This window comes from Chryseobacterium lactis (genome assembly GCF_003815875.1).
Lineage (GTDB): Bacteria > Bacteroidota > Bacteroidia > Flavobacteriales > Weeksellaceae > Chryseobacterium > Chryseobacterium lactis.
This window is the reverse complement of record NZ_CP033924.1, coordinates 1,745,380-1,766,360: the sequence shown is the minus strand read 5'-3', so window position 1 is coordinate 1,766,360 and position 20,981 is coordinate 1,745,380. Positions and strand designations below refer to the sequence as shown.

18 protein-coding genes and 1 riboswitch are annotated in these 20,981 nt (G+C 37.5%); of the genes, 2 read left to right on the top strand and 16 right to left on the bottom strand.

Annotation, left to right across the window (positions count from 1 at the left end):
• Positions 1-84 precede the first annotated feature (84 nt).
• Positions 85-269, bottom strand: a riboswitch (cobalamin riboswitch).
• Between the two features lie 165 nt (positions 270-434).
• From EG342_RS07565 to EG342_RS07490, 16 genes are all read right to left on the bottom strand, one after another.
• Positions 435-1,454 (bottom strand): cytochrome-c peroxidase, encoded by a 1,020-nt coding sequence (locus EG342_RS07565; RefSeq protein WP_103289350.1) that lies wholly within the window; start codon positions 1,452-1,454, stop codon positions 435-437.
• A 31-nt stretch (positions 1,455-1,485) separates the two neighbouring features.
• Positions 1,486-2,352, bottom strand: coding sequence for an MbnP family protein (locus tag EG342_RS07560; RefSeq protein WP_103289132.1), 867 nt, complete (start codon positions 2,350-2,352; stop codon positions 1,486-1,488).
• A 61-nt stretch (positions 2,353-2,413) separates the two neighbouring features.
• On the bottom strand, positions 2,414-4,393 hold the full coding sequence (locus EG342_RS07555; RefSeq protein WP_103289131.1) for a TonB-dependent receptor plug domain-containing protein: 1,980 nt from the start codon (positions 4,391-4,393) through the stop codon (positions 2,414-2,416).
• Between the two features lie 3 nt (positions 4,394-4,396).
• A complete protein-coding gene (locus EG342_RS07550; RefSeq protein WP_103289130.1) occupies positions 4,397-5,308 on the bottom strand; it encodes a hypothetical protein in 912 nt (303 codons plus the stop codon).
• A gap of 249 nt (positions 5,309-5,557) precedes the next feature.
• The gene (locus EG342_RS07545; protein WP_246008754.1) at positions 5,558-5,926 is read right to left on the bottom strand and encodes a hypothetical protein; all 369 of its coding nucleotides are present in this window, start codon (positions 5,924-5,926) and stop codon (positions 5,558-5,560) included.
• Positions 5,927-5,930: 4 nt separating this feature from the next.
• Positions 5,931-6,605: a superoxide dismutase gene (locus tag EG342_RS07540; protein WP_103289128.1), complete on the bottom strand. Its 675-nt coding sequence runs from the start codon at positions 6,603-6,605 to the stop codon at positions 5,931-5,933.
• Positions 6,606-6,683: 78 nt separating this feature from the next.
• Complete coding sequence (locus EG342_RS07535; protein ID WP_103289347.1) at positions 6,684-7,361, bottom strand: SCO family protein; 678 nt, start codon at positions 7,359-7,361, stop codon at positions 6,684-6,686.
• A complete protein-coding gene (locus EG342_RS07530; RefSeq protein WP_103289127.1) occupies positions 7,348-7,623 on the bottom strand; it encodes a YHS domain-containing protein in 276 nt (91 codons plus the stop codon). The genes EG342_RS07535 and EG342_RS07530 overlap by 14 nt, the downstream gene beginning before the upstream one ends.
• Before the next feature lie 222 nt (positions 7,624-7,845).
• A complete protein-coding gene (locus EG342_RS07525) occupies positions 7,846-8,154 on the bottom strand; it encodes a hypothetical protein (protein WP_246008753.1) in 309 nt (102 codons plus the stop codon).
• 540 nt (positions 8,155-8,694) lie between these two features.
• Positions 8,695-10,683: a heavy metal translocating P-type ATPase gene (locus EG342_RS07520; protein ID WP_103289125.1), complete on the bottom strand. Its 1,989-nt coding sequence runs from the start codon at positions 10,681-10,683 to the stop codon at positions 8,695-8,697.
• 44 nt (positions 10,684-10,727) lie between these two features.
• Positions 10,728-11,147, bottom strand: a complete 420-nt coding sequence (locus tag EG342_RS07515; RefSeq protein ID WP_103289124.1) for a Fur family transcriptional regulator — start codon at positions 11,145-11,147, stop codon at positions 10,728-10,730.
• Positions 11,148-11,164: 17 nt separating this feature from the next.
• Positions 11,165-12,067 (bottom strand): cation diffusion facilitator family transporter, encoded by a 903-nt coding sequence (locus tag EG342_RS07510; protein ID WP_103289123.1) that lies wholly within the window; start codon positions 12,065-12,067, stop codon positions 11,165-11,167.
• Positions 12,068-12,089: 22 nt separating this feature from the next.
• Positions 12,090-12,971: a bestrophin family protein gene (locus EG342_RS07505; RefSeq protein WP_103289122.1), complete on the bottom strand. Its 882-nt coding sequence runs from the start codon at positions 12,969-12,971 to the stop codon at positions 12,090-12,092.
• 144 nt (positions 12,972-13,115) lie between these two features.
• A complete protein-coding gene (locus tag EG342_RS07500) occupies positions 13,116-14,342 on the bottom strand; it encodes an efflux RND transporter periplasmic adaptor subunit (protein WP_103289344.1) in 1,227 nt (408 codons plus the stop codon).
• A gap of 76 nt (positions 14,343-14,418) precedes the next feature.
• Complete coding sequence (locus EG342_RS07495; protein WP_103289121.1) at positions 14,419-18,786, bottom strand: CusA/CzcA family heavy metal efflux RND transporter; 4,368 nt, start codon at positions 18,784-18,786, stop codon at positions 14,419-14,421.
• A gap of 138 nt (positions 18,787-18,924) precedes the next feature.
• Positions 18,925-19,248, bottom strand: a complete 324-nt coding sequence (locus tag EG342_RS07490; protein ID WP_103289120.1) for a DUF6660 family protein — start codon at positions 19,246-19,248, stop codon at positions 18,925-18,927.
• A 417-nt stretch (positions 19,249-19,665) separates the two neighbouring features.
• Between EG342_RS07490 and EG342_RS07485 the strand changes: the two genes are divergently transcribed.
• A complete protein-coding gene (locus EG342_RS07485) occupies positions 19,666-20,481 on the top strand; it encodes a cell wall anchor protein (protein ID WP_103289119.1) in 816 nt (271 codons plus the stop codon).
• A gap of 6 nt (positions 20,482-20,487) precedes the next feature.
• On the top strand, positions 20,488-20,973 hold the full coding sequence (locus EG342_RS07480; protein ID WP_103289118.1) for a hypothetical protein: 486 nt from the start codon (positions 20,488-20,490) through the stop codon (positions 20,971-20,973).
• Positions 20,974-20,981 lie beyond the last annotated feature (8 nt).

Below are 20,981 nucleotides of genomic sequence, written 5' to 3'. Positions count from 1 at the left end.
TAATGGATGTAAGAAAGCAACGACAAAGCACAGTAGTCACTGCACAGTATCATTGTTGTCCTAAGCTTTATTCCACGAAAGCGTCAAACGATTAATTTTCTGGCAGGTCTTCTGACTTACTCCATTTTTGAAATCCTTCCCATTACAAAACAGTGGATTTATTTTTCAAAAACTTTGGTGCGGAGCTTACAGCAGCGGGTCTGTTCCGGATCTTCACCGGATTCCCTTTTAAGAGCTTATTATGGCTCACCAAATTCCGGCAAAGATAGAAAATTCCGGCAAGATACAATGCGACGCAGAATAAAATGATTATCAAATGGATAAACAAAAAGATTCCGTTAAAAATATAACGGAATCTTTCATTAATTAAAACCTCGAATCCTGATTGTATTGAGTCGATTTACAAACGGTCATGAAGTGAGTTTCTACATAGATTATTTTTTCACAAATTCACGATCGCTCAATGTTTTCATAAACGAAATAAGGTTGATTTTTTCCTGTTCTGTAAGCGGTATTCTATTCCCATTCTGTTTAAAAACGGGATCCAGGTTATCGGCATTCAGAACCCCTTTATCAAAATAATCAAGAACAGCTCTCAATGTTGGAAACTGTCCAAAACTTCCGTAAGGAGCTGTATATTCCACATTCCGTAATGAGGGAACCCTAAAACTCATATAGTCTTCCGGAATTCCGGTAACTCTTCCACGTCCGGCTTCATTGGTATTCGGATTAACAGGAAATCCAATGTTTCTGAAACTCTGATCGGTAAATAACTCTGTACTATGACAGCTTACACACTTCTGTTGAAAAGTTACATAACCTTGTGTTTCACTTTCCGCAAATTTTTCATCTTCACCTCGCTTTATCTTATCATATTTACTGTTGGCAGAAACCAATGTATACTCATACTGAGCAATACTTTTATAAATTCTTTCAGGCGTAACGTTCTCATCTCCGAAGGTCTTTCTGAATAAATCTTTATAAATGAGGTCATCTTTGATTTTCCCGATCACCTCCAGAATGGAAGAACCCATTTCTTCATGGGTAATGATAGGTACCAATGGCTGCTTCTCCAATTGAAGAATATTACCATCCCAATTATAAAACTTCATAAACATCATATTCTGAACCGCCGGTGCATTTCGTAATCCTACTCTGCTCTGAATACCTATCGCCTGTGCATTATGATCCGCAAAAGCATTGGACTGAATATGACAACTGGAACACGAAATAGTATTGTCTGCGCTCAACCTCTTTTCCTGAAATAGTTTTTCACCCAGCTCAATACCATATTTTGTAGGCTTATTGGAACTCACCGACTTATTAAGTTCAGGAAATCCGAACGGAATATTGAGCGAAATCTCAGGATTCTCATTGGAAAGAGGCTCATAATAATCATTATTACAAGATATTAACAGGATGAGGACGGATAAAATACTGAAGATTTTTTTCATTTTAAAAGTAAAAAGAATGATGTTCTGATTTCTAGTTTTCAACACTGCTCACCGAAAACATCCCGGAAATATCCCCTGAACCATTGCCTCCAATGTTATCTACAAACTTCACCATCTGATTCGCTGTATGAATGTTGGGGGTTGCATTACCGTCCATCCCTGTTCCTGAAGTAAGAACGATGGTATTGATTTTACCGGTTAAAAGCTTATCAAAATCTGCTTTAATGGAAATTTTAGGAGCTTTATTATCAACAATAGCATTCTTTGGGAGGTCCAATGTAATATCTCTGTAAGCATCTACACCTTGCGTGTAGTTACCCTCAGAGCCTTTTATAGTGCTACCGGTATGGATTGACATTTGTTTATTGTCCGTACCATAAAACCCTTCCAGTTTCGTGAAACGATATCCTGCTCCCCATTCCCACATCATTTGAGTATCATTGGCTCCGGCAGTTGCATAAAATTTAGGAAATCTTAGCTGATCTAAAATATTAAGTTCTTTTTTTATACCCAAACCGAATTTTATCTTTTTATATTCTCCGGAAGGTATATTCCCTAAAATGTAACGAAGAGTTTCAGGTTTCGACTGATCCACCACAGTTGCTCCCTGATCCAGGTCATTTACTTTATAAGGGATTTCGTTTCCATCTGCTTTTACAAGACGGATATTACTGATTACATATTTCAATTCTGAAAAATGATGAAGTTGCCCTTCTGCGGAAGTATTTACAGTAGCTGTTCCTGAAGCTGCCTCGCCCAGTACAATCGTCTGATTTTTAAACGTATTATTAAATTCAAGAGTTACATTATTAGCGACAGGATTATCATCACTATTCTGACAAGAAGTTAATCCTAGTGTAAAAGCTGATAATAATAGATATTTTTTTAAATGTTGCATTGTTTTAAATTGTTTAAATTGTTGTTTTTTAATAAAGTAGAGGGAATCTATTTCACCATTTTTAAAAGCTGAATTTTAAAGAGGTAAAAATGTTTCGACCCATTCTTGGAATATTTCCCCAGTCTGCATAGGTGCTGTAATATTTGTTTAAAAGGTTTTCCGCTCCAATCTGAACTACTGTTTTGAATTGTTTAATCTTAAAAGTATAATCCATAGAGAAGTTCCAGATCGTATAAGCCGGTGTTTGATCTTCTCCATATTCCGGGCTGTAATTGAGCTGGATAAAGTCACCGTTAACAGAAGTTTGAAATCCAAAATTACGGTGCATAAAATGTAAAGAAGTCTGGTAGCTCAACGGGCGGATGAAAGGTAAATTTTTTCCGTTGTCATCACGGCCACGTGCATAAGTTAATGTTCCTTTCCAGTGCAGATCCTGGATAATATTGTAACCGGCATTCAGAGACATATTAAAAATAGTGGCATGGTCCAGGGAAGTATAGGCTTTCACTCCCACTGACTGATAATTCATCGGGCTTCCCAAGCTTAAAATCCTTCCAATAATATAATTCTGAATATAGAAATAGTTCACTTTGGCTTCAATGCTTATTTTATCATTTTTAAAACCTGCACTGGCATTGGTTTCATAGGAAATTTCATTTTTCAAATCCGGATTTCCGATATAATCATAGCGGTCAAAACTGTTATAAATATAATATCCATATCCTTCAGAAACAGAAGGAGCTCTGTGCCCGTAACCTGTTCCTACAGAAAAATTAAAATGATCCTTATTCCATTGGTAACCGGCATGCAAAGCAGGCAGTACTCTTGTTTTTTGCTGAGGTGCTCCCGGATGAAAAATCCAGTTGAACTCTGCATATCTGGACTCATTATAATTCAGTCCTAAAGATCCTCCAAAACTCAAACTACCATGCTCTGATATATCCCATATATTATTCATTGAAAGTCCGACAAAACGAGTCGTCACCCAAGGCCAGCTATACGCGAACATGGTTCTGTTTTTCCTGTCTTGCGGATACATTCGCATTTCGGCAATCGATACATTATCATAGGCATTGAGTTGAATTTCCGAAGCATAGCGCTCTTTTTTCAGGCTTACTGTAGAAACCAGTCCATAAGTCGTGCTCCAACCGGGCATATCCATATGCACGAGATTTTCGGGACGTTTGGTATCATCCATATAATGCTCTATAGCATTGAAATAGATTTTTGTATCCCACGATTTCACCAGGCTTTCGTTAAATAATTGCTTAAACGATGCAGAGGTAATCATAGCCCGTGAAAGTGATAAATCCATAGGTAATGCCGGGAATCCTACATTTTTTGCCATATCAAAAATGGCGTCTACTCGTACGGATGATAAAGCAGTGGTTTTATACGCTATCCCAATTCCGGTATTGAATTTATTGTATTGCGAATGGTTGACCTCATTATTATTTCCATCGTAATAATTTTCTGCCTTCCGGAGGGAAATGCTACCATCTACGACCAGCTTATTGCTTGAATACGATATAGCTCCAAGATTGAAAACCTGTTTATTATTAAACTCAAAACCCGTCTGGTACGAGCCATTCCATTTTTTTTGGAGGCTAAAAGGAGTATTTTTTCTTTTCAGATCAATACTTCCTGCAACGGTAGCACCGTTTAAACTACCTTCCTGACCTGATTTTATGTCAATAGCGGAAAGGTTATTGGTTTCCAGATATGAAGTCACAGGATCCATTTTATCAGTACATGCACCAAAAATGTGCATTCCGTCAATCGTCACCGTAGAACGCTCTGTACCCATATTATTGAGTAACGGTTCCCAGGCATAGGCACCTCGTTTAATAAAACTTATCTTATCGGAAGATGCCAGAAACTCGTCTACAGAAACAGCCATTTTCATTTTTGTTTCTATTTTCTTTTTGTCCCCTTTTACCTTTACCTCTTCCAAAACTGCTGTGCTGTCTTTTGATACCTGCCTGTTTTGAGCATGTATTGTCAGTCCCAAAAAAATCAGGATAAATCCAATTTTCTTCATGGGTTAGAATAAAGTATCAATAAAAAGTTCACTTTTTGCGCCCTGTACACCTGGGGTAAAATCAGTAGAGACCTTGGTTCCTTTGATAATTTTCCCGTTTTTATTTAGCAAAATGAAGTTTAAGGTCCAGTTTCCTGTCATCGTATAGTTCACCACTCCATAGTACAATCCGTTATTTCCCTGTATCAAATCCTTATTATTGGGGGAAGAGTGATTTCCCATGGAAGGTTCAGGCATTCTCGGATCCAACTGTAAAGTATAACCGACCACCTCAGCATATGAAAATGGTAAAGAATCCCCTGTCCCATTAGGTAGATTATACTTATAAATCCCAGCAACTAGCTGATTTTCTGCCACCTTTGGTTTTTGCGGTGAAATAAGTGCAATAATGTATTTCTCCCCATCATTTCCTGTAAATGAGGTCATATTCAGGTTTCTATTGATCTGCTCCCGAACAGAAATATCTTTATTGACCGAATATGTTTTTTGGTTTACAGTGAAGTTTACCTCTATTTTCCAGTTTGCGGATGCGTTACTTATATCTGTAAATACAGAATATCCGGAATAATAGTGCCCCGCAGATTTATATTCCAGGTTATACCTGTTTGGACATGAAGTCCGGTTTCCATCAGGATGGGTTATGACAGGTAAAAAAGTGACGTTCGATACGCTGATGTTTTCATTGGTTTGAGCATTGATAATTTTCAGACGGATTTCATTATATCCCTGATAAAATGTTCCGTTTAGTGCTTCAATACTTATTTTAAACTCATCTTTAGTAACAACAGCCGCTTCTTTAAACTCATAATATTCCGGAACCGCTGTATTGAGCTCATCTTCGTAATTTGTTTTGTCAATAGTACATGAAACCACCATCAACAATACACTCATTACAAAAAGTTTATACATTTTCATTATTGATTTTTTAGTTGAGTGAATACAATAGAAATATGTTGAATGCCGAAACATTCATCTTTTACCACAGAAAATTTTATAACAATTAAGTTATTGTAAGGTTAATTAGAAGTACACTCAAGCTTTTTGTAAAATCAAAGATTTTCAAATTGGTGAGCATTCTCCACATGGGATTAAGCTTACTTAAGATCTCCTAAATAAACTCCTGTAACTTTTGTGGTTAATTTTTTTATAAGTGAATAGTTGAACTTAAAAAACCGGTGGTCTGAAAATGTGTTTCAGAAACAGAAAAGAATAATCTGTTTTGTAAGTAAAGCTGAAATTGAAAAAAGGAATTTTTCCTGTGACAGCAACTTTTGTAATTTCAGGCAGAATATAAATATCGAGAATCTTCTGACCTGAGTTTTTTACCTTATTGAATGGTAAAGATTCGGTATCGTTAGCTTTTGCCAGCTCTTTGCTCAGGTAACATTTTCCATTGCAATGAAGTTCCGGCTTGCTTTTATTAACACATAAAACGTTTTTGATATAGTCATAATTTACAGCATACTCTACCACTGGCACTAAAGGTCTTAGTACCATATATAAAGTAAAAAGTATGCTGTAAAATAATTTCATCAGATTACTTCTTGCTTAAAGCTTCGTCATATCTTCTGCTGATTTCTTTCCAGTTCGTAACATTCCAGATAGCGGTAAGATAATCTGCTCTTTTGTTCTGATATTTCAAATAATACGCATGTTCCCAGACATCAATTCCGAAAATAGGAGTTCCTTTCTCTTCCACCACGTCCATCAAAGGGTTGTCCTGATTAGGAGTGGAAGAAATAAACAATTTCCCGTCTTTTCCTACAGAAAGCCAGGCCCATCCTGAACCGAAACGATCTGCTCCTGCTTTAGCCATTTTTTCTTTAAAAGCATCCATACTTCCGAAAGTTTCAGTAATGGCTTTTGTTAATTTTGCAGAAGGTTGTGTATTTTTCTGAGGGGTTAGAACAGTCCAGAACAGTTCGTGGTTGTAATGTCCACCTGCATTATTTCTTACTGCAGCAGGCAGTTTTGAAACATTGGAAAGGATCTGAAACAATGTTTCTTTTTCCTGTGGAGTTCCTGTAATCGCTTTATTCAGGTTGGCTACATACGCTGCCGCATGTTTTGAATAATGAATTTCCATAGTCTGGGCATCAATATTCCCTTCCAGAGCATTATAAGCGTATGGCAGAGGTGTCTGCTTAAACTGAGCCAGTGTAAACTGAGCCGCAAAAACTGCACTTACAGCAGCTATTTTCAAAATCTTCATAACGTTTTGTTGTATGGTTAAACAAATATTTTTCTATGAGTAAGGCAACAGGAAGCTTGCAGGCTTCACTCTTCCAGCCTATTTTAAAAGTTTCTTAATATCTTCAATCAGGATTTCCCGATCAGGATGATATTTTCCGTTTAATCTCGGCGTTTTCCCCTCCGGATCTTCGTAGTTCAATCCCGAATAATAAAGAATTGGCATATTATCCTTGTTGTATCTGCAACGGATATTTCCTTCCTGATCTACCAAAGCAATCATTCCGCTATGGTTCAGGCTTTCGCCTTCATCTTCTTTATCTCCTACATAGATATTGAACTGATCTGCTAGTTTTCCAATATATGCTCGGTCTCCCGTCAGAAAATGCCAGTTGGGAGATTTTGCACCAATTCGTTGAGCATGCTCCTTTAAAGCTGCCGGAGTATCATTCTCAGGGTCGATACTTATGGAAATAATTCCGAAATCGGAATCATTAACCTGATTTTGTATCGCCTTCATATTGGTATTCATGACAGGGCATATCGTAGGACATTTACTAAAGAAAAATTCTACGAGATAAACTTTTCCCAACATATCTTTATTGGTGATCTTTTTATTGTTCTGATCCGTGAGTTCAAAATCAGGGACTTTCATGACCGTATAAAGGTTCTTCTTAAAATATCCCATTCCTATGCCAATTCCCAGGAAAAGTAAAGCAAAGATCGCAATCGGGACGATTACTTTGCTCTTATTATTGTTCTGCTTATTTTTGGGCATATTGTTCAGGATTTTTTTTGAATTCATCTTTACAATATGAACTGCAGAAGCCGTAAGTTTTATTTTTATATACGGCAGTATCTTTAAGGAATCCTGCAGTTTTCATATGACAGATCGGATCCTCTTCGTTCACAACTTGTACATTCTTCATATTTTCTTTGGAAGAACTCATATGGGCTTTATGCTTTACCTGAGGAGTTTCTTTCGCACAGGAAAACAATGATATTGACAGCAAAGCAGTCAAAATAATTAGAGATTTCATTTTGATGATACAATTGAAATTAATAATGTTAAAATAAAGTTATGGCATCCAATATCGCCTTTAACTTTAACAAAGTAACGGGTTAAAACTTATCCGGAAAGATCAATCTAAAATAATACATCATAGAAGTTCATGTCTACTATTTCTACAATATCCGGTTCTTTTCAAGCTCTATTGGCAATGGGTAAAATATCTTCACCCTTCACCAACTAAAAATATAGTTTAAACCAACGGAGGATGGAATACCTGGGAAAAGTATTCTGTCGTATGAAAATTGATGAAGTGTAAGCCAGGTTTTTCCAGTAAAGGCTCTGATCCTTTCTTACTCAAAAAAGAGAATATCTCGTGGGAAAGGAACACGTCTAGTCCAGCAATTTTTACCGTCTGAGATGTTGAGGATTGTTTTTCAGTTTTGGCCAGTTCTTTTTCAACATAGCACTTTCCTTTACAGGTTGATTGTGGAACGGCTCTGTTCTCACAAAGATTTTTCACAATATAATCGTAGTTTACCGCGTAATTTACCAGTGGCAAAACAGGACGTATTGCGACAGCAAAAATGATAAATATGGAAATTAATAACCTCAACGATATATTCTGTCTTACAAATATACTACATCAAAATTGTTTTAAGCTTCATTTATGATGAATGTCATTGAAAGGTTTAGTAAAATTAATTTTCAACGGCTTCCATTGATGTTATAATCAGATGTCTACGGGGGTCAAAAAACAGACTGTTACCCATAAAAATAATAAAACTGTACCTGTTGCCACTATAATATTATCCCGAACTTTGATCATCATAATTTACCATGACCTCATAAAAGAATCAATTCAAAACAGATAAGAAAGCATTGGCTTTTTTATTTCATTAAAGACAAAAATTAGTTTCTTTTATATCGTTTAATCTTGTTAATAAAAGCTCTGTTGAACAGCATCAACAGAGCTTTTTGTTTTCCATAAAAAAGCCCTGCTGAATCCAGCAGAGCCTTTATTAAATATAATTTAGTTGAATAGTATAATATTTTTCACAACATCTTTGCCATTATGATGACCTCAGACTTTTTGTCTTATTTAAAACTTCATCCTTTGAATTCTTACCGCATTCAAAATAGCCAGTAACGCCACTCCTACATCGGCAAAAACAGCTTCCCACATGGTAGCAAGACCTCCGGCTCCAAGAACTAACACCACCGCTTTCACGGCAAAGGCTAAAATAATGTTCTGCCAAACGATCTTTTTCGTTTTTTTACCAATATTGATCGCCATTGGAATTTTGCTTGGTTTATCATCCTGAATAACTACGTCTGCCGTTTCAATTGTTGCATCACTTCCCAGACCTCCCATGGCAATTCCCACATCACTCAAAGCTACTACCGGAGCATCATTCACCCCATCGCCGACAAAAGCTACGGTTTGATTTCTGGCTTTGATTTCTTTTACTTTATTCACTTTATCTTCCGGCAATAAGTCTCCGAAAGCATTATCGATACCTAACTGATCTGCCACATATTTCACCACTGTTCCTTTGTCTCCACTCAGCATGGTGGCTTTTACATTCATTTTATGCAGGTTATCAACCGTTGCCTTTGCATCTTCTTTTATACTGTCTGCAATGGTAATATATCCTGCAAATTTTTTATCAAAAGCAACTGCAATAAGAGTATAGACGATATTGGCGTGGTTAAGATCATAACTGATATTGAACTTATCCATTAGTTTAAAGTTCCCCACCAGAAGCTCTTTTCCATTAATTGTTGCTTTCAATCCATGTCCCGCAATTTCTTCTACGTTTTCCAACGGAATAGAATGATTGATATCTCCTACATAGTTATGAATGGCAGTGGCAACCGGGTGTGTACTTTTACTTTCCAGTACATTGACCATCTGAAGGATTTCATCTTTATTGAATTCAGGGTTAATGCTTACTTCCTGAACTTTGAAAACACCTTCTGTCATTGTTCCTGTCTTATCCATCACTACATTCTGGATTTCTGCAATGGCATCCAGGAAGTTACTTCCTTTAAACAAAATACCATTTCGGCTTGCAGCTCCAATTCCCCCGAAGTATCCCAACGGAATTGAAATAACCAATGCACAAGGACAAGAAATTACAAGGAAGATCAGTGCTCTGTAAAGCCAGTCTCTGAACTGATAATCACTTACGAAGAAATATGGTAATAAACAGATTCCTATCGCAAGTACGACAACGATTGGAGTATATACTTTTGCGAATTTTCTGATGAATAATTCTGTAGGCGCTTTTTGAGCAGTGGCATTCTGAACGAGCTCCAGTATTTTACTTAGTTTACTGTCTTCATAGGCTGTGTTCACTTTTACAAGTGCAATACTGTTCATATTGATCATTCCTGCCAATACAGTTTCACCTTTATTTTTGGTATCCGGCTTACTTTCACCCGTTAAAGCTGCTGTATTAAACGAAGCTGAATCTGAAAGTAATTCTCCGTCTAACGCAAGCTTCTCTCCTGGTTTTAACTGGATAATATCTCCTACTTTCGTTTCTTTAGCCTTAATGGTTTTGGGTTGATTGTTTTCAATAATCGTTACCTCATCAGGACGTTGATCCAGCAAAGCTTTGATATTTCCTTTTGCTCTGGTAACCGCCATGGTCTGGAAAACTTCTCCTACTGCATAAAAAAGCATTACCGCTACTCCTTCAGGATATTCTCCGATAGCAAAGGCTCCAATTGTCGCAATACTCATTAAAAAGAATTCTGAGAACACATCGCCTTTAATGATACTTTTATAAGCATCTTTCAATACAGGGAATCCTACAGGAAGATACGCCAGTAAAAACCAGACTAAACGTACCCAACCGGTAAACCATGTGGGTTTTATATAGTTATCAAAAGCGATTCCTAATAATAAAAGCACAAAGGATATAATGGCAGGAAGAAACATCTGAAAAACCGTCTGATCTCCCGAATCATGGGAATGATCATGCCCGTCGTGGTCGTGATCGTGTCCATCTCCTTCTGAATGATTGTGTTTGTGTCCTTTCATTTCTTCTTTTTCCGGGGTTGTACTACAGCATTTTTCCATAACTGATATTTTTATACAAATGTAAGGGTGAGACTGATGCAATGCTATTGCAAACTTTCAAGACAGTTTTCGCAAATTCCTTTGGCAAAAAGTCTTATTTCATCGATTCTGAAATTGGTCTGTATATTCTCCGGAAAAGAAATATCTTCTTTACAGGTCGTCTGTTTACAGATTTTGCAGTAGAAATGCAGGTGCCAGTCTTTGTGGGTATCTTCATCACAGTCATCCTCACATAATTTGTATTTTGTGGTTGTATTTTCCTGAATGCTGTGGACAATTCCTTTTTCTTCGAACGTTTTTAAGGTTCTGTAAATGGTAATCCGATCCGCATTTTCGAAATAATTTTCGATTTCTGAAAGAGACAATGCTGCTTCCTGAGAACTCAGAAAATCATACACCAATATTCTCATACTGGTAGGTTTGGTATTTTTATCAATGAGTTTGCTCTCTATATCTTTTTTCATTTTTCAATAATTTAATTTTACAGATGGACTTCATTTTCTTCATATCCTTCTTCTTCTATCTGAAAAGTTGTATGACTGATTTTGAAATTCTCAGTGGTTTGATCCGTTAATGTTTTCAACAACTGATTTTGTGTAGATACACCATCTTTAACAATATGGGCACTCATTGCATTCATACTTGAAGTAAGAGACCACAGGTGAAGGTCATGAACATTTTTTACTCCTGGTGTTTGTTCTAATGATTTGCGGAGTTCTACAATATCTACATCTTTCGGGGTACCTTCCAGTAAAACATTGATGGCTTCTTTCAATAATTTCCAGGTTCTTGGGAAAATCAATAATCCAATAGCTGCGGAAATCAGCGGATCTGCGTAATACCATCCGGTAGTAAGCATAATTACTCCGGCAATCATCACGCCTACGGAAGTCAGCATGTCCGAAAGCACTTCGAAATACGCTCCTTTCATATTCAGACTGGCTTCCGAATCTTTTCTTAAAATCATTAGACCAACAATGTTGACTATTAATCCGATCCCAGCCACAATCAGCATCGATTTACTTTGCACTTCCGGCGGATCCTGGAAACGTCGGTACGCTTCAATTAAAACATATATCGATATTCCCAGTAATACAACAGCATTAATCACTGCTGCTAATATTTCAGTTCTGTAATATCCGAAGGTCTTGGAGATATCTGCTTTTCTCTCCCCGATCCTTATCGCAATATAGGCTAATAATAATCCTACAACATCAGTGAGCATATGTGCCGCATCTGCCAATAAAGCCAGACTATTGGTAACAATTCCACCTATTACCTCAGCAATGAGATAAGTACCGCTTAAGGCAAGTACAATCAGTAGGTTCTTTTTATGTTTACTGGCTGCAGAAGTTGTTTGTATTTGTGTTTTTATCTCTTCCATAATAAATTAAATATGGTTTTAATTACATTTCATAATACAATGTATTTTCTTTTTTTGAAGGAATATTTTGTTCGCCAATCATTTGTCTTATATTGATTTCGATGGTTTGTGCCAGGGAAGTCATAGGGGTATCCACTGGTCTGTTTTCAAATGGATCCTGCATTATGATTGAAGTTTTTTCAATCATAATAAAGACAATTGGAATCAGGAAAGTAACACCAATTTCTACTAAAAGTTGGGAATCATCCAGCCCAAAAGGTAGGATGGCCGCAAATACGTAGATTAAAATATGCACTAAAACACTATATGACCTTGGGAAAACAGTATTTTTTAATCTTTCGCATTTTCCCATACTGTCGCAAAGTCTGGTGATCATGTCATTCAGCTGCATTTGTTGAAAATCTGTCAGGCCTTTGGAAACAGCAATCTCTTTCAGTTGCCTGGAATGAGCATCCAGCAATGCATTAGGAATATTAACAGCACTGATATTATGCTCTTTAAGGTACTGTTGAACTTTTTCTGAAAAAGGCTGTTTTCTTAAAGATTCTCCCAGCGCATAGGTCCAGATGATTTGCCGTTCTGCAAAGTCTTTGATAATCTTATCTTCTCCTGTCGGTAAAAACTGTATGATCAACCTTACAAAAGACCTGGAATCATTGACAATGGCTCCCCAAACTGTTCTGGCCTCCCACCATCTTTCGTATGACTGAGAGGTTCGGAAAGCAAGGAGAAGCGATACCGCGGTTCCTAAAAGCGCCGGAATATTTAACGGAAGGGAAATCTTCCGAAACCACGGAAGCATATCCAAAAGTCCGATAGCCACCGCAAATATCCCGATAAACAGAACCTGAGACTGTATTCCCCGCAGGAAATACAAGATTGATATTCTTTTGTTTAATAGCATAATAGAATCTTTATTAAAATACTGAGAAGATGATCTTTACTCCTTACCAGCTTGTTTTCACACTCAATCAACTATTTCGTAAACAGTTCTAATTTAAGCATAAAATTCGACATCCGGCTGATTCCAATCTACTTTCATTACTCCTTATTCATGTTCTCCTGAATTCACCAATTTAGCATTGACAAAAAAGGCTCCCTTCACTACAATTTTAGCATCAGGAGGAATCTGACCGATTGGAGTAATGGCCGTATATCCCATATCTGAAGTTCCTTTTACCACTTCAATTTTTTCAAAATTTAAAGTTTTAGGATGTGGTTTTCCTTTTTCCTCGTGGTCTTCTTCCGGCTTTTTATCGGTTTGTACAAAAACATAATATTTACTGTCTGCTTCTACAATGGCTGAGGTAGGAACAGCAGGAGTTGTACTTTTATCAAGGCTTACAATACCTGTGATATTCATCCCGTCAATTAAGCCGGCCTTATTACCGATCACTTCGCAGTGCATGGAAATCGTTTTGCTATCATTCTCAAAGGAAGATCCTATACTGTAAATCCTTGCATCATATTCTGTTTCAGGATTATTGGTCAGTTTAAAATGGACAATCTGCCCTACTCTCATTTTGGGAAGATCTTTTTCAAAAACCTGCAAATCCAGGTGAATCGAGCCATTATCAATGACCGTTGCCACCGGGGAAGAGATATCCACATAGCTTCCAATCTGTGCAGTAATTCCGCTGATGGTACCACTGATCGGTGCTGTGATGACCAAGCCGGACTTCATATTCCCATTGTTGACACTTCCAGGGCTTATTCCCATCATTTGAAGTTGTTTTAAAAGGGAAGCTCTTTTAGTTCTTAACGTATTGAGCTCGGCATCGGCACTTTGTAAATTCTTCTTGGCACCAGCATCATTATTAAAAAGTTCTCTTTGTCTTCTGTACTCCTGCTCAGCATAGGTAATTCTGCTGTTTGTCGTCAGGTAATCTTCCTGAAGCCGAATATAGTCAGGGTTGGCAATGGTGGCAATCACCTGCCCTTTTTTGACAAAGCTTCCGACCTGGATATTTAATGTCTTGATAATTCCTCCATACAGAGAAGTTATGGTTGCTTTATTACTGTTGGGAACACTTAGTAATCCGTTGGCCTTAATGGTAGATGTCAGCTCTTTCATTTCTACGGTTCCCAGAGCAACGTCCACTGATTTCATCTGTTCCTCTGTCAAGGCAGCTATGGTTTGCGGAGCTTCTTCTTTTGGTTTTTCCTTTTGTTCCGTTTTTTCAGGAGCTTTTTCTGTCGGAGCTTCTTTTTTTCCACAACTTGTTACAAACAGAGAAATAAGTATAAGGGATATGATATTATATTTGAGTTTCATATGCAAATATTTATTTTTTATAAGATCTTTTATTACAGTCACCTTCATTGAAAATGGTGTTAATAGCGATTTCATATTATTTATTAATGATTGAATTAATAGTTACTACAGATTGATTGACTTGCTGGATCGATTCCAGATATTTGAGCTGAATATTGGTAGCAGTTTGCAGGGCAAAAAGGTACTCTACATACGATATTTCTCCTGTTTTATAGCCTAATTGAGCTGCTTTTACAATTTTTTCAGCATTAGGAATCGCCTGACCTGTATAATAATCATACTGCTGGATGTCCTGCTGATATTGGCTGAATGCATTTTCCAGCTGTGTTGTAAGCTGTTTCTGCTGCATTTTTGCGTTGGTTTCAGCAACCTGTTTGTCATATTCCAGTGCCTGGATTCTTGCTTTGGTAGCTCCAAACGTTAACGGAATGGCAACACCTACCGTGGCCGCACTGAAGCGGTTCCCGGCACCATAATATCTTTCCATCCCATTTACGTTCTGGAAGCCTATCAACGATTGGTTTGTATATCCCAGGCTAAAATCAGGTAACCCCAGGGATTTTTCAACCTTTTTATTCTTCTCTGCAATTTCCATTACCTGATAAAAGGCTCTTACTGAAGGGTTATTGGCAACTACGGCACTGTCCAGCACATTTTCCACTTTTAAAGGTTCATAACTTTGATTGAAAGGAACCTCAAAATCATCCGAAGTATTTAAAATTGTTTTTAAATTTTTATAAGCGTTATTTAAAAACACCTCATTTTGTCTGAGCAACAGATCAATTTCTCCTTTTTGTGTTTCTGCCGTATTGATTTCAATCTTTTTAATATCCCCTGCATTAAATCTTACCGTAGCAATTCTGATAAAATCTTCATATACCTTATCAAGGCTTGTCAGTTGTGCTTTGTTGTACTGAAGATATTCAATCTGATAATAATACGTCCGAACCTGTCTTATCAATTCATTGGCCGTTACTTCCTTATCAATCTGTCTGCTTTTGATATTTTCATTGATTAATTCCTTTTTTGCTTTAAAGAGCGTTGGAAAGGGAATACTCTGAGAGATGGCAAAAGACTGATCAAAATTCCGGCTGTTGTATTGGCCAAGCTGAGCTTCAAAACTTAACTTTGGAAGTTCCTTCGATGTTGGTTTCAACGCTTCCGCTGATTTGATGCTTAAATCTTTTGATTTTAAAACTAAATTATTATCCACCGCAATCTGTACCGCCTGTTCCACAGACATTGGTTTTGACTGCGCTTTGAAAGTCTGCCCCAACATCATGAATCCTAATACCAACATAATAGTAAACGTCCCGGTATTATTATTTTTTCTTTTCAAAATCTTTGTGTTAAAAATGATATATAACATCGGCAAAACGAATAAAGTCAGGAAGGTAGCTGATACCAGCCCTCCGATTACTACCGTTGCCAAAGGTTTTTGAACTTCTGCTCCTGCCCCTGTTGAAATAGCCATTGGTAAAAACCCTAATGAAGCTACTGTCGCGGTCATCAGAACCGGTCTCAATCTGCTTTTTGTTCCTTCAAATACTCTCTTTAGAAGATCTGTTTCGCCTTCTTTTTCAAGCTGGTTGAAAGTTCCTATCAATACAATCCCGTTCAATACAGCGACTCCGAAGAGAGCAATAAACCCAATTCCTGCACTGATACTGAATGGCATATCTCGGAGAAGTAACGCAAAGATACCGCCGATGGCACTCATTGGAATGGCTGTAAATATCAATCCTGCCTGTTTGAAGGATCGGAAAGTGAAAAACAGCAACATAAAAATGAGAAGCAATGAAACCGGTACGGCAATCATTAAACGCTTACTCGCTTCCTGCAGATTCTCAAACTGACCGCCATAGGTAAAGTAATATCCCGACGGAAGTTTAATGTCCTTGTCCAGTTTTGCCTGGATATCTTTCACCACACTTTCTACATCACGTCCTTTGACATTAAATCCGATCACAATTCTACGTTTTCCCTGCTCGCGGCTGATCTGTGCGGGCCCAAGTTTGTAGCTGACATTCGCAACCTGTGATAAAGGAATCTGTGCTCCTGTGGCAGTGGTAATCATTAAATTATTAACATCTGCAATATCTGATCTGTGAAGACTATCAAGACGTACAACCAGGTCAAAACGTCTCTCATTCTCAAATACCTGACCGGCAGCTTTACCCGCAAAGGCTGTACTTACGGCATTGTTGACATCTTCAATATTCAATCCGTAATTGGCAATTCTTGTTCTGTCATATTGTACATTGATTTGAGGTAAACCACTCACTCTTTCAATCTGAGGAGCAGTGGCTCCATCTACTGTCTGGATTACTCTTCCCACTTTATCGGCATACACCGCCAGTGAATCCAGGTTTTCTCCAAAAATCTTAACCGCTACATCCTGTCTGATCCCTGTCATCAATTCGTTGAAACGCATCTGGATAGGTTGATTTTTTTCAAAAAACACCCCGGGGATAGCTTCTAATTTTTCACTGATCTCATCAGCGAGTTCATTATAAGACCTTTTCGATTTCCATTCGCTCTGAGGTTTTAAAACCACAATCATATCTGTTGCTTCAGGCGGCATCGGGTCTGTAGGAACCTCAGCAGAACCGGTTTTTCCTACAACCATTTTCACCTCATCAAACTGCTTGATAATTCTGGAAGCCTGCATCGAAGTTTCGATACTCTGGCTTAGTGAGCTTCCCTGCGGCAGGATACAGTGGAATGCAAAGTCTCCTTCCTGTAACTGTGGAATAAATTCACCCCCCATATTTTTAAAGATAAAGGCTGCAAGGACAAAAATGGCAATCGTTGCTGAAACGATAATATATTTTACTTTAATTGCTTTTTGCAGCAATGGCTGATAAATCTTCTGAAGGAAGTTCATCATTTTATCTGAAAGTGTCTCTTTGTGCGAGATTTTTTTAGATAAAAACAAAGCACTCATCATCGGAATATAAGTAATGGATAATATGGTCGCTCCAATAATGGCAAATCCTACTGTTTTGGCCATCGGGGTAAACATTTTACCTTCTACTCCCGCCAGTGTAAGGATAGGAACGTACACAATCAGAATGATAATTTGTCCGAATATGGCACTATTCATCATTTTAGAAGCGGCCGTACCTACTTCCTGATCCATTTGAATCTGGGTAAGCCTGTTGCTTCCATATTTTTTATTATGCAGTAAATGCAGGGTCGCTTCAACGATAATGACGGCTCCATCCACGATAAGCCCGAAGTCAATTGCTCCTAAACTCATCAGATTGGCACTTACCCCGAAAACATTCATCATTCCTAATGCAAATAATAAGGAAAGCGGAATGGCTGAAGCCACAATAAGTCCTGCTCTTAAATTCCCCAGAAAGACAACAAGAACGAAAATAACGATCAATGCTCCTTCCATCAGGTTTTTCTCAACAGTGCTGATGGCTCTGGTAACTAAATCTGTTCTGTCCAGGAAAGGTTCTATTATAACATCATTCGGAAGAGATTTCTGAATGGTAGGAATCTTTGCTTTAACATTTTCTACAACCTCGTTACTATTAGCCCCTTTCAACATCATTACAACTCCTCCTACTGCATCTACTTTTCCGTTATAGGTCAAAGCTCCGTATCGAACAGCACTTCCGAGGCGAACATCTGCCACATCTTTTACAAAGATCGGAACACTGCCTGTTTCATTTTTTACGGCTATATTTTTAATATCTTCGAGGGAACTTACAAGTCCTATTCCACGGATAAAGTAAGCATTAGGCTTTTTATCGATATAAGCACCTCCTGTATTCTGATTGTTTTTTTCAAGAGCGGTAAACAGATCGCTGATACTGATGCCCATCGCTTTTAAACGGTTGGGATCAATTGCAACTTCGTATTGCTTCAGTTCGCCTCCGAAACTATTGATCTCAGCAACTCCCGGAGTTCCGTTGAGCTGTCTTCTGACGATCCAGTCCTGCATGGTTCGAAGTTCTTTAGCATTATATTTCTTTTCGCTTCCTTTTTTAGGGTGAAGTATGTACTGATACACTTCTCCAAGACCTGTACTTACAGGAGCAAGCTCCGGAGTTCCTACTCCCTTGGGAATTTCTTCTATTGCCCCTTTTAACTGTTCACTGATCAGTTGTCTGGCAAAATAGACGTTGACCTCTTCTTTAAACACTACGGTAATTACAGAAAGTCCAAACCTTGAAATACTTCTCGTTTCCTGAATACCAGGAACATTGGCAATACTCTGCTCAATAGGAAATGTGACCAGCTGCTCCACTTCCTGTCCTGCCAAAGTAGGACAAACGGTAATGATCTGTACCTGGTTATTGGTAATATCCGGCACAGCATCTATAGGAAGTTTGGTGGCGCTCCATACTCCCCAGATGATCCATACTAAAGTCATAAGACCGATGGCCACCTTATTTTTAATACTGAATTTTATTATTTTATCTAACACGATTTATATAATTTTTATTGAAAATAAATGCAGACAGCATACAATACTGCAGCAAAAATATCCTGAAAACCTCTGCAATGGTATTGCAAAGTTTCATTCACCGTTTAGAAAGCACAACTTTCTAAAAATCAATAAAAATTAAATTTTGGGAGGTTGCCATATCGGATCGTATACCTGATAGGCAAAATGGTTTCTCTGAAACAGAATTTTTTTGGAAAAATAAGCCTGGATTTGTTCAGGAATTTCTAACAGAGGATTCATTTTAAATTCTGACACTGCAATCTGGCAGCAGCTGCAGGCACATAATGGAGAACAAATATCTCCTTTCTCTGTAGAATGAGATCCGTGAATCGTTAAAGATATTTTTTTGTTCCCTGAATCTGACGGACGGGAAACATCTTCACATGGCATCAGTGATAACGCCATGAAATAAATTGCCAGTATCCATCTTAACAGGTTCATTGCTACAAAGGTAAAGTTTTTTTTCTAAAATGACTCAATTCTATTAAAAGTTAATGGGAATATAACATCAATTTTGTCTTTTCTATTACATCGTTTTATTTAAAACTATTTCCCCATTGGTACATTACTGATTATCAAAAGAAATACCATTTTTTACGAATACGCTTTGAATACTTGTCTTCCATAAGAATGATATTTTTTTAGTATTCGCATTAAAATACTTTTTCGAAACTTACTTTTTTATCACAAAAATTCAATTTGTTTCAAAAAACAATCTTTTTCCTTTCTTATTGCTTTATAATATTCTACAAATCAAAAATAAACATTAAAACACTCATTATCAATTAATTAAAACAACAAACGAGAAAGAAAATTAATTACATTTACAACATTCAAATAATATAAAAACACAAACATATGAAACGAACACTGCTATTTATCTTTAGCCTTTCCGTTACTTCAATTTTCGCCCAAAGCTGGAATATAGCTGGAAATTCTGGAACAAACTCCTCAATTCACTTTATGGGTACAACGGATAATACTCCTGTTATTTTCAAACAGAACAATCAACAGATGCTCAAGCTCGGCTGGCAGCATATTAATATTGGAAGTGGGGTTCCAGGAACAGGAGAGTTACAATTCGCACTTTCACCCTGCGATGGCTGTTTTTCACAATGGGCGAAACCCAATGATGCCGTGATAAGGTTATTAGATGGTAACAATCTGAATATTCATATGGATAATGATAATGCTATAGATCCTAATTCAGATACCAGTACTCCTAACTCATCAAAAATAACCAGAGTCCGATTCTCAGATGCGGTTCACAAAAACCTGATGGTGCTTTTTAACACGGGGAAAGTAACCGTAGGAACAGATCAGTATGACAGTGATCCCAACTTTATTTTTTATGTCAGCAAAGGGATCAAGGCTGAACAGGTAAAAGTTGAAAACCCTGCAAAAAATGGTTGGGCAGACTATGTATTTAAAAAGGATTATAAACTTCGCTCTTTAGTGGAAGTAGAACAGCATATTGCAGAAAAAGGACATCTTCCCAATATTCCATCAGAAAAAGAAGGAATCAATTTAGGGGAAATGGATGCTAAACTTCTTGAAAAGATTGAAGAATTAACCTTGTATTCCATTGAGCAGAATAAGCAGTTAAAACTTCAGTCCGCAGAGATCCAGACCCTTAAAGAACAGGTGCAAAAACTACTTTCAACTAAAAAATAAACACCGATGAAAAGAAAAATAGTTTCTGTCGTTTCTCTGTTAATAGGTTTTCTGGGCTATTCGCAAACTGAAGTCTATTTCAAATATGATGAAGCCGGAAATCAAAAATACAGAGGCACTAATTCGGCCGGTAAGAAAGCTGAAGAACTAACACCAAAAGAGGTAAACCTTGGCGAACAGGCGAAAACGGCAGCCATTACTCAGCAGACACCTGTTATGGATGAAAAGGAATTCTGGAAACAGGTCAGACTGTATCCCATTCCGGTCAACGATTTTCTCACGATTGACTGGAAAGAGGAAGTAGATGGATTAATAGAATCCGTTTCCCTTTACCAACACAGCACTGTTCACTGGAAATTCCAGCAACAGAATGCTCCGGATCTGGGCCGTCAGGTAAAAATCAATATGACCGGATATGACTGGGGTGTTTACATCCTGCGCTTTACATTGAAAGATGGAAGAGTTTTCGGAAGAAACGTAACAAAAAGATAGGATCAGGC

Bases quoted from the DNA above. Each gene is read 5' to 3' on its own strand.
- EG342_RS07565 (WP_103289350.1), bottom strand. From the start codon at position 1,454: ATGAAAAAAATCTTCAGTATTTTATCCGTCCTCATCCTGTTAATATCT.
- EG342_RS07560 (WP_103289132.1), bottom strand. From the start codon at position 2,352: ATGCAACATTTAAAAAAATATCTATTATTATCAGCTTTTACACTAGGA.
- EG342_RS07555 (WP_103289131.1), bottom strand. From the start codon at position 4,393: ATGAAGAAAATTGGATTTATCCTGATTTTTTTGGGACTGACAATACAT.
- EG342_RS07550 (WP_103289130.1), bottom strand. From the start codon at position 5,308: ATGAAAATGTATAAACTTTTTGTAATGAGTGTATTGTTGATGGTGGTT.
- EG342_RS07545 (WP_246008754.1), bottom strand. From the start codon at position 5,926: ATGAAATTATTTTACAGCATACTTTTTACTTTATATATGGTACTAAGA.
- EG342_RS07540 (WP_103289128.1), bottom strand. From the start codon at position 6,605: ATGAAGATTTTGAAAATAGCTGCTGTAAGTGCAGTTTTTGCGGCTCAG.
- EG342_RS07535 (WP_103289347.1), bottom strand. From the start codon at position 7,361: ATGCCCAAAAATAAGCAGAACAATAATAAGAGCAAAGTAATCGTCCCG.
- EG342_RS07530 (WP_103289127.1), bottom strand. From the start codon at position 7,623: ATGAAATCTCTAATTATTTTGACTGCTTTGCTGTCAATATCATTGTTT.
- EG342_RS07520 (WP_103289125.1), bottom strand. From the start codon at position 10,683: ATGGAAAAATGCTGTAGTACAACCCCGGAAAAAGAAGAAATGAAAGGA.
- EG342_RS07515 (WP_103289124.1), bottom strand. From the start codon at position 11,147: ATGAAAAAAGATATAGAGAGCAAACTCATTGATAAAAATACCAAACCT.
- EG342_RS07510 (WP_103289123.1), bottom strand. From the start codon at position 12,067: ATGGAAGAGATAAAAACACAAATACAAACAACTTCTGCAGCCAGTAAA.
- EG342_RS07505 (WP_103289122.1), bottom strand. From the start codon at position 12,971: ATGCTATTAAACAAAAGAATATCAATCTTGTATTTCCTGCGGGGAATA.
- EG342_RS07500 (WP_103289344.1), bottom strand. From the start codon at position 14,342: ATGAAACTCAAATATAATATCATATCCCTTATACTTATTTCTCTGTTT.
- EG342_RS07490 (WP_103289120.1), bottom strand. From the start codon at position 19,248: ATGAACCTGTTAAGATGGATACTGGCAATTTATTTCATGGCGTTATCA.
- EG342_RS07485 (WP_103289119.1), top strand. From the start codon at position 19,666: ATGAAACGAACACTGCTATTTATCTTTAGCCTTTCCGTTACTTCAATT.
- EG342_RS07480 (WP_103289118.1), top strand. From the start codon at position 20,488: ATGAAAAGAAAAATAGTTTCTGTCGTTTCTCTGTTAATAGGTTTTCTG.